The organism is Streptosporangium sp. NPDC053982 (genome assembly GCF_055585205.1).
Genome location: NZ_JBVJKQ010000014.1, coordinates 136,443 through 145,103, shown reverse-complemented (window position 1 = coordinate 145,103; position 8,661 = coordinate 136,443). Strand labels below are relative to the sequence as shown.

At 73.1% G+C, this 8,661-nt stretch carries 6 protein-coding genes; all 6 read left to right on the top strand.

Annotated features, from left to right (window positions below; all coding sequences use genetic code 11):
* The first annotated feature begins 297 nt into the window (after positions 1-297).
* The 6 genes from ACZ6W9_RS25955 (at position 298) to ACZ6W9_RS25930 (ending at position 8,622) form a co-directional block, all read left to right on the top strand.
* Entirely contained in the window at positions 298-1,242 is a 945-nt protein-coding gene (locus tag ACZ6W9_RS25955; RefSeq protein WP_470120083.1) for a thiamine pyrophosphate-dependent dehydrogenase E1 component subunit alpha, read from the top strand.
* A complete protein-coding gene (locus tag ACZ6W9_RS25950) occupies positions 1,239-2,225 on the top strand; it encodes an alpha-ketoacid dehydrogenase subunit beta (protein WP_389965666.1) in 987 nt (328 codons plus the stop codon). The genes ACZ6W9_RS25955 and ACZ6W9_RS25950 overlap by 4 nt, the downstream gene beginning before the upstream one ends.
* Positions 2,222-3,682: a 2-oxo acid dehydrogenase subunit E2 gene (locus ACZ6W9_RS25945; RefSeq protein WP_470120081.1), complete on the top strand. Its 1,461-nt coding sequence runs from the start codon at positions 2,222-2,224 to the stop codon at positions 3,680-3,682. Before ACZ6W9_RS25950 ends, ACZ6W9_RS25945 begins: the two co-directional genes overlap by 4 nt.
* Before the next feature lie 395 nt (positions 3,683-4,077).
* A complete protein-coding gene (locus ACZ6W9_RS25940; protein ID WP_470120079.1) occupies positions 4,078-6,678 on the top strand; it encodes a chitinase C-terminal domain-containing protein in 2,601 nt (866 codons plus the stop codon).
* Between the two features lie 268 nt (positions 6,679-6,946).
* Complete coding sequence (locus ACZ6W9_RS25935; protein ID WP_389965657.1) at positions 6,947-7,558, top strand: copper resistance CopC family protein; 612 nt, start codon at positions 6,947-6,949, stop codon at positions 7,556-7,558.
* Positions 7,555-8,622, top strand: a complete 1,068-nt coding sequence (locus tag ACZ6W9_RS25930) for a copper resistance D family protein (RefSeq protein ID WP_470120077.1) — start codon at positions 7,555-7,557, stop codon at positions 8,620-8,622. The genes ACZ6W9_RS25935 and ACZ6W9_RS25930 overlap by 4 nt, the downstream gene beginning before the upstream one ends.
* Positions 8,623-8,661: the final 39 nt, after the last annotated feature.

Here is an 8,661-nt window from a genome sequence, read left to right as displayed (position 1 = left end):
GCGGGCCGATGGGGCCGCGATTTGTGGGAGCGTTCCCACGGAGGAGGCTAGGGATCGGCCGCGAATGTCGTCAAGGTTTCAGGGTTGTTTTCAAACTGTCAGGAGTACGGAATACCAGTTGTTAGGGGCTTTTCCGCAGTTAAGGGCGATTTATCCCGCGACACCCTTTCGACTGGACCCCTTTCCTGATTGACATGGACCGGGCCGACTTCTACGCTCCGCTGGGAGCGCTCCCATGCCGATGTGCCATTTCGCGGCCGAGCGTGTCGTCCGGTCGCCGACGCCAGGAGCGCCCACGTGACTGTCATCGTCCCCGCGCCCATGGGCACCACGCCCCCGGGCGCACGGAGAACACCACCACCGCCGGAGCAGGAGGACCTGGAACTCCTCCTGTTGATCCGGCACTTCGAGCTCACCCTCCTCAGGCTGTTCGAGGCGGGCGAGCTGAGCGGCACCACCCACACCTGCCTTGGTCAGGAGTACATCCCGGTCGCGCTGTCGCGGTTGCTGCGCGAGGACGACTTCGTGCTCAGCAACCACCGGGGGCACGGTCATTTCCTGGCCCGGTACGCCGAGCCGTACGGGCTGCTGGCGGAGATCATGGGCCGTGAGGGGGCACTGTGCGCGGGCGTCGGCGGCAGCCAGCACGTCTACCACCGGCGTTTCCTCTCGACGGGGGTCCAGGGTGAGAGTCTGCCGGTGGCGGCCGGCGTGGCGCTCGCCCTCAAGGGCTCCGGCGCGCTGGCGTGCGCCTACATCGGCGACGGCACCTGGGGGGAGGGCGCGGTCTACGAGGCCCTCAACACGGCCCAGCTGTGGCGGGTCCCGCTTCTGGTGGTGGTGGAGCACAACGGGATCGCCCAGTCCACCCCGACGGCCGCGCAGATGGCGGGCACGATCGCCGGCCGCGCCGCCGCCTTCGACGTGCTGCACCACCGTGTGACGTCCCTGGAGGTCGGCGAGATCCGCACCGAGCTGACGCCGCTGGTCGCCATGGTCCGCCGGGACTCGCGGCCGCTGGTGGTGGAGTTCGCCACCCACCGGATCGGCCCGCACAGCAAGGGCGACGACACCCGCACCCCCGAGGAGATCGCCCTGGCCGCCTCCCACGACTGGTACGACCGCTACGCCCGGCTGTTCCCCGAGTCCTTCGAGCGGGCCGACCGCGAGCGGCGCGAACTGGTCGAGCGGATCGCGGCCGAGGTCACCGCCCGGCCGCCGTCGGTCTGGGAGCGGCCGTGACCCGCGTCTCCGAACACCTCAACCACGCCCTGCACGATCTGATGGCGGCCGATCCGGAGGTGCATCTGCTCGGTGAGGACGTCTGCGACCCCTACGGCGGCGCCTTCAAGGTCACCCGGGGTTTGTCGGCCCGGTTCGGGGAGCGGGTGCGCTCCACCCCGCTGAGCGAGGGCGCGATCGCCGGGATCGGCGCGGGGCTGGCCCTGGCCGGGCGCAAGGCGATCGTGGAGATCATGTTCGCCGACTTCGTCGCACTGGCCTTCGACCAGATCGCCAACTTCGCCGCCAAGTCCACGACCATGTACGGCCGGCCGGTACCGATCCCGCTGGTCGTGCGCTGCCCCTCGGGCGGCAACCGCGGCTACGGCCCCACCCACAGCCAAAGCCCGCAGAAACACTTCATCGGCGTCCCGGGCCTGTCACTGTTCGAGATGACCCCCTTCCACGACGCCGGCGCGCTGTTGACCCGGATGTTCGCCCTCGGACGGCCCTGCCTGTTGTTCGAGGACAAGGTCCTCTACACCCGGCGGATGTACGAGGGCGGCGTGGTGGACGAGCTGTTCCGCTACGAGGTCGACGGGGACGTCGCCCGGGTCCGCCTGGACGGCGTGAGCGAACCCGACTGTGCGATCATCGCCCACGGCGGCATGGTCCACCGGGCGCTGGAGGCCATGCGCGTCCTGCTGCTGGAGGACGACATCGCCTGCGAACTGGTGGTGCCCGCCCGCCTCCACCCCCTGCCGCACCTGCCCGGCCTGGAGCGCGCCCGGCACGTGTGCGTCGTGGAGGACGGCAGCGAGGGCGGCACCTGGGGCGCCGAGGTCGCCCGGGTGCTGCACCCCCTGCTGTGGTCCACCCTGCGAGCGCCGATCACCCTGCTCAACGCGGCCGACAGCGTCATCCCGGCCGCACCCCACCTGGAGCGCGAGATCCTCCTCCAGCCCGCCCGCATCCGGGACACGATCGCAGAGGCCCTGTCATGACCGAGGTCCGGGTACCGAAGCTGAACAACAACGACACCGCCTACCTGCTGGTGGAGTGGACCGCCGCAGACGGCCAGGCGGTGCGCGACGGCGACCCGCTGGTCGTGCTGGAGACCTCCAAGGCCGCCGAGGAACTGACCGCCGAGGCCGACGGCACCCTGCTGCGCCTTCTGGCCGAAGGCGCCGAGTGCGCGCCCGGCCAGGTGATCGCCCGCCTCCTCGGCGAGGGAGAGGAGCCGGGGTCCCCGGCCGGAGCGGGGTCCTCCGGCCGGGGGCTCCCCCCGGCGGACCCCGCCGCGACCGGGCGGCCGGGGACGGACGGCGTCCACGTGAACGGCGTCCACACCGGCGGCATCCCTGTCGACGGCGTCCGCGCCGGCGGCGACGCGCGAGACGACCCGTCGCGGCCGGACGGCCCGGGTGTCCCGGAGGGGATCGTGATCACCGAGCCCGCCCGGCGGTTCATGGCGGAGCACGGCATCCCCGGCGAGCGGGTGCTGGCCCTGGGCAGGAAGCTGGTCCGGCGGACCGACCTGGAACCCCTGGTCGCGCCGCCCGGGTCCGCGGAGGGCGCGACGCCGGCCGCGCCCGCTCCCGGGCCGGGTGGGACCGGGCCTGGAACGACCGGACGAGGCGAGACCGGATCGGGTGGAACCGGGACCGCCGAAGCCGGGCCGTCCGGAACCGCGGCGGCCGGAACCGGTTCGCCCGACGCCCGGACGGCCGGTACCGGGCAGGACGAGGCCGGGCTCGTCGAGCTCTCACGGAACCAGCGGCGGATCGCCGAGGTCGTCGAGCGGTCGCACCGGGAGATCCCCGCCGCGTTCACCGCGGTGCGGATCGACGTGACGGAGGCGCTGGCCCACGCCCGCCGGGAGACCCGGCGGGTGCGCGCCCTCGTCGGGCTGCCCGAGCTGCTCGTTCAGGCGACCGGCCGGCTGCTCGACCGCTTCCCCCTCTTCTTCGCCGCGCCCGTCGACGGCCTCCGCGCCCGCCCGGCCCCCTCCGCGGAGGTCGGCGTGACCGTGGACGTCGGCAAGGGGATGTTCGTGCCGGTGGTGCGGGACGCGGGGCGGCGCCCGCTCGGCGAGATCGCCCGCGACCTCACCCGGTTCCGCGAGACCGCGCTGAACGGCGCGTTCCGCGAGCGGGACCTGTCCGGCGGCAACATCACGGTCACCCTGCACACCGACGCCGCCGTCGTGGCGGCCACGCCCATCGTGTTCCCCGGACAGATCTGCGCGCTGTCGCTCACCGCTCCGCGCCCGGAGGTGGTGGCGGAGCGCGGCGGGGGCTTCGCCGTACGGAAGGTGATCACCCTGGGGCTGGCCTACGACCACCGGTTCGTCAACGGCCGCGACTCGGCCGAGTTCCTCGGCGCGCTCCGGACCGCCCTGGAGGCCCCGGAGCCGCAGGAGTCCCCGGAGTCCCCGCAGGACGGCGGCCCGGCCGCCTGACCGCCGCACCGGCCCCGGGTCCCACCCGGGGCCGGCCTCCCCCGCCGCGCCGGCCCGGATCTCCCGGCGGCCCCGGCCTCCATGGCCCCGGATCCCGCCGCACCGGTCTCCCCCGCCGCGCCGGACCTCGCGGCCCCGCGCCCGCCCTGTCGGCCCCGGATTCCGCCGCGCAAGATTCGCGCCTTCCCGTGGCCCGGGGACCCCGCGATATCCGCCTCCATCTCCCCGGCGACCCGGGCGACCACGCGCCCCGAAGAACACAACGGGAGAATTATAAGTAAAGTTTCCTAAAAGAGAGCATTGACGACGCAGGTCGGAAGACATAGCTTCCGGTCAATGACCCGTGGGGGGCGGGATCGCAGCGGTATGTCCTCACCCCGGAGGTGGCTCTCCCGATGTCCTCACGTCTGCGCACCGGCCTCGCCGCGGCCGGCGCGTCACTCGCCCTGATCGCCTGCGCGCTGGCCGGCACGGCCGGCGCCGCCGTCAACGACGAGGCCTGCCGTCCGGACGGCCTCTACACCACCCCCGGCCTCGCCGTCCCCTTCTGCCAGGTCTACGACGAGGCGGGCCGGGAGAAGATGGGCGCCGACCATCCCCGCCGCGTCATCGGCTACTTCACCGGCTGGCGGACCGGCAAGAACGGCCAGCCCGCGTACCTCGCCAAGGACATCCCCTGGGGCAAGGTCACCCACATCAACTACGCCTTCGCGCACGTCGGCCCGGACAACAGGATCTCGGTCGGCGCCGACGGCCCGGACAACGCGGCCACCGGCATGGAGTGGCCCGGGATCGACACGCCCGACCCCGGCCTGCCGTACAAGGGGCACTTCAACCTGCTGAACAAGTACAAGAAGGCCCACCCGGAGGCCAAGACGCTCATCAGCGTCGGCGGCTGGGCGGAGAGCGGCGGCTACATCGACGACGGCGGCGTCCGCCGGGCCTCCGGCGGCTTCTACACGATGACCACCAACGCCGACGGGTCGGCCAACACCGCCGGCATCGACGCCTTCGCCGACTCGGCGGTGGCGTTCGTCAGGAAGTACGGCTTCAACGGCGTGGACGTCGACTACGAGTACCCCACGTCGATGAAGGACGCGGGACACCCGCTGGACTGGCAGATCGCCAACGCCCGGCGGCCGTCGCTGATGCGGAACTACGCGCTGCTGATGAAGACCCTGCGCGACAGGCTCAACGCCGCCGCGGCCGCCGACGGCAGGTACTACATGCTGACCGTGGCCGCCCCGTCGTCCGGCTACCTGCTGCGCGGCATGGAGACCTTCCAGGTCACCCAGTACCTGGACTACGTCAACATCATGTCCTACGACCTGCACGGCGCGTGGAACGAGTTCGTCGGCCCCAACGCCGCCCTCTACGACGACGGCAAGGACGCCGAACTCGCCCGCTGGGGCGTCTACACCACCGCGGCCTACGGCGGGATCGGCTACCTCAACACCGACTGGGCCTACCACTACTTCCGCGGCGCGATGCAGGCCGGCCGGATCAACATCGGCCTGCCGTACTACACCCGCGGCTGGCGCAACGTCACCGGCGGCACGAACGGCCTGTGGGGCACCGCCAAGAGCACCGGCGCGTGCCCGACCGGACTGACCTCCTGCGGCGACGGCGCGCGCGGCATCGACAACCTCTGGCACGACGAGGAGAATGGCGCCGAGGTCGGCGGGGGCGGCAACCCGCTCTGGCACGCCAGGAACCTCGCCGAGGGCCGCGCCGGATCGTACGGCCCGGCCTACGGCCTCGACCCGGCCGGCGACCCCGAGGACCGGCTGACCGGGACCTACACCCGCAACTACGACCCCACCCTGGTCGCGCCGTGGCTGTGGAACGCCGGCAAGAAGGTGTTCCTGTCCACCGAGGACGAGCAGTCCGTCGCCGCCAAGGCCGCCTACGTCAGGGACAAGGGCATCGGCGGCGTGATGATCTGGGAGCTGGCCGGCGACTACGCGTGGGACGCGGCCAAGGGCGAGTGGTTCATGGGCGACACGCTCACCACCAAGCTGTACGACACGCTCAGGACCGCCGCGCCGTACGGCGCCACCCGCGCCAAGGTGAACGTGCCCGCCGAGAAGCTCGACGTGCAGGTGGAGCTGGGCGGGTTCCCGGTCGGCGACAGCAACTACCCGATCACCGGCAAGCTGAAGATCACCAACAAGTCGTCGACGACCATCCCCGGCGGCGCCGAGTTCCAGTGGGACTACGCCAGCTCGGCTCCCGGGACCGCCAAGGACCAGTCGGGTTACGGCCTCACCGTGATCAGCAGGGAGCACACCGCGGGCGACAACGTCGGCGGGCTGAAGGGCGACTTCAACCGGGTCTCGTTCAAGCTGCGGGCCTCCGAGTCGCTCGCCCCCGGCGCGTCGCTCACCATGGACTACGTCTACTACCTGCCCGCCCCGGCCCCGGCGAACTTCACCGTGAGCTTCGGCGGCAGGACGTACGGCCTGACCGCGGACAACGCCCGCGGCGGCGTGGTCGTCAACCCGACGCCGACGTCCGGCCCGACCGGCGGCCCCGGCGGCGACTGCGCCGCTCTCGCGTGGTCGGCCACCCAGGTCTACAACGGCGGAGCCCGGGTCTCGCACAACGGCCGGCAGTGGGAGGCCCGGTGGTGGACCCAGAACAACGAGCCGGGCGCCGGTGACGTCTGGAAGGACCTGGGCGCCTGCTCGGGGCCCACCTCCACGCCGACCGCCACCTCCTCCCCGAGGCCCACCGTCACCCCGACCGTCACCCCGACCGCGACGCCCACGGCGACCCCCACGACCACGCCGACGGCGACACCGACCGCGACGCCGACCGCGACCCCCACGGTGACGCCGACCGGCGCCTACCCGGCGTGGAAGGCCGGCACGGCCTACACGCCCGGCGTCCGGGTCACCCACGCGGGCGTCGGCTACGAGTGCCGCCAGGCGCACACCGCCGTGGCGGGGTGGGAACCGCCGAACGTCCCCGCCCTCTGGCTGCGCCTGCCTTAGCCCCCGGTCCGTGGGTCCCCGTCGCGGCGGGGACCCACGGACCGTCCCTGGAGAGAGCCGCGGCCGGCGGGCCGCGGCTCTTCCCGTGCCGGCGGGAGGTCCGGCGGCCCGGGGACCGGACGAGACGCTCCGGAGACCTGGTGAGACGCTTCAGAGTCCGGGCGAGGCGCTCTGGAGCCCGCCCCCTACGGGGAAGCCCCGAGGCGCACCGGGCGCGATCAGTGGCACCATGGCGGGGTCAGGAAAACCCAGTGGAAGGTCATGATCGTTGAGGCGGCTCCTCACGGTCCTGCTGCTCGCGTGCGCCGCGCTCCTCGGCGCGGTCGCCCCCGCACAGGCCCACAACATCCTGATCGGCAGCGATCCGAAGGACGGCGCCCGGCTCTCCGCCGCGCCCGGACGGATCACGCTGACGTTCGACCAGCCGGCGCGGCAGGGCTTCGCGCGGATCAGCGTGACCGGACCCGGCGGGACCCGCTGGGAGGACGGCACGACGGCCGTGAACGGCGCGAAGGTCAGCGTGGCCCTCAAGCCGCTGGGCGCGGCCGGTGAGTACGCCGTGGGCTACCGCGTCCTGTCCTCCGACGGCCACCCGGTGTCCGGGAAGCTCACCTTCACCCTGACCGCCGCGGGGCCGGGCGCCGCCGCCCCATCGCAGGCGGCCTCCCCCGAGTCCGCCGCCTCACCGCAGGCGGCCTCTCCCGACCCGGTGGGATCCCCCGCGCTCGGGTCGGCCGAACTGAGCGCGCAGGCCGCCGAGGCCGCGCAGAACGGCGGCGCCGGGATGGCGGTGCTGTGGATCGCCGCGGCCCTCGTCCTGCTGGGCGGGGCGACCGTGGTGGCGATGCGCCGTACCGGCGGGCGGGAGGAGCGGCGATGACCACGTCCGCAGAGACCTCGGAGACCTCGGGGGCCTCCGGCGCCGGGGAGCGCGACCCGCGGGCGCGTACGGCCCTGCGACTGGTCACCGGCGGGCTCGTGTCGGGAGCCGTGCTCGCCGTGCTGACCGCGACGGCGCTGACCGCCGAGGAGTCCGTACCGGGCATCCCGCTGCCCGGACCGGTGGTGGAGTACGGCCTGCCGGCGCTGCGGGTGCTGCTGGACCTCGCGGCGGTGGCGGTGGTCGGGCTGAGCGTGCTGCCCCGGCTGCTCGGCTTCGACGACGAGGAGCGGACCGAGCCGGTGCTGCGCCGCGCCCGTCCGGCCGCGGTGACGTTCGCCTGGGCGTGGGCGGTGCTGGCGCTGGTCGTCATCGTCTTCCAGACCGCCCAGCTCAACCCGGGGACCGTACCCACCCCGCAGATGATCGCCGAGTACGTCGGGGAGGTCGGCGCGGGTCAGGGGATGCTGTTCAGCGCCGCCTGCGCGCTCGCCTACGCCGGGATCGGGCTGCTGGCGGTCCGGTTCGGCGAGAAGGTCCCCGCCGAGCTGCGGATCGTGATCGCCTTCTTCGGGCTGCTGCCGATCCCGGTCACCGGTCACGCCGTCGACTCGGTCTGGCACGACCCCATCATGATCTCGATGGAGTTGCACGTGATGGGGGCGGCCGCGTGGACCGGCGGGCTGGCCGTCATCGTCGCGCTGGTCGCCGCCGACCGCGAGCTGCTGGCCCGGACGCTGCCGAAGTTCTCCCGGCTGGCGACCGTGGCCCTGGCGCTGGTGACCGTCTCCGGACTGGTGAACGGCCTGGCCTCGATGGCGCTGACCCGCGGCGTCGAGCTGCCGGACGCGATCCTCACCAGCCACTACGGCCTGCTGGTGGTGGCCAAGACGGCGTGCGTGGCGTTGCTGATCCCGTTCGCCGCCCACATCAGGTTCCGCCTGCTGCCGCGGATCGCCGCGCGGCGGCGGACGGCGGTCGTCGCCTGGACGGCGGCCGAGATCACCGTGATGGGCCTGGCCTACGGCGCCGCGGTGGCGCTGACCACGGCTTCCATGTCCTAGGTTCCGTTCTGCGGATCCTCGCCGTGGCGAGGATCCGCA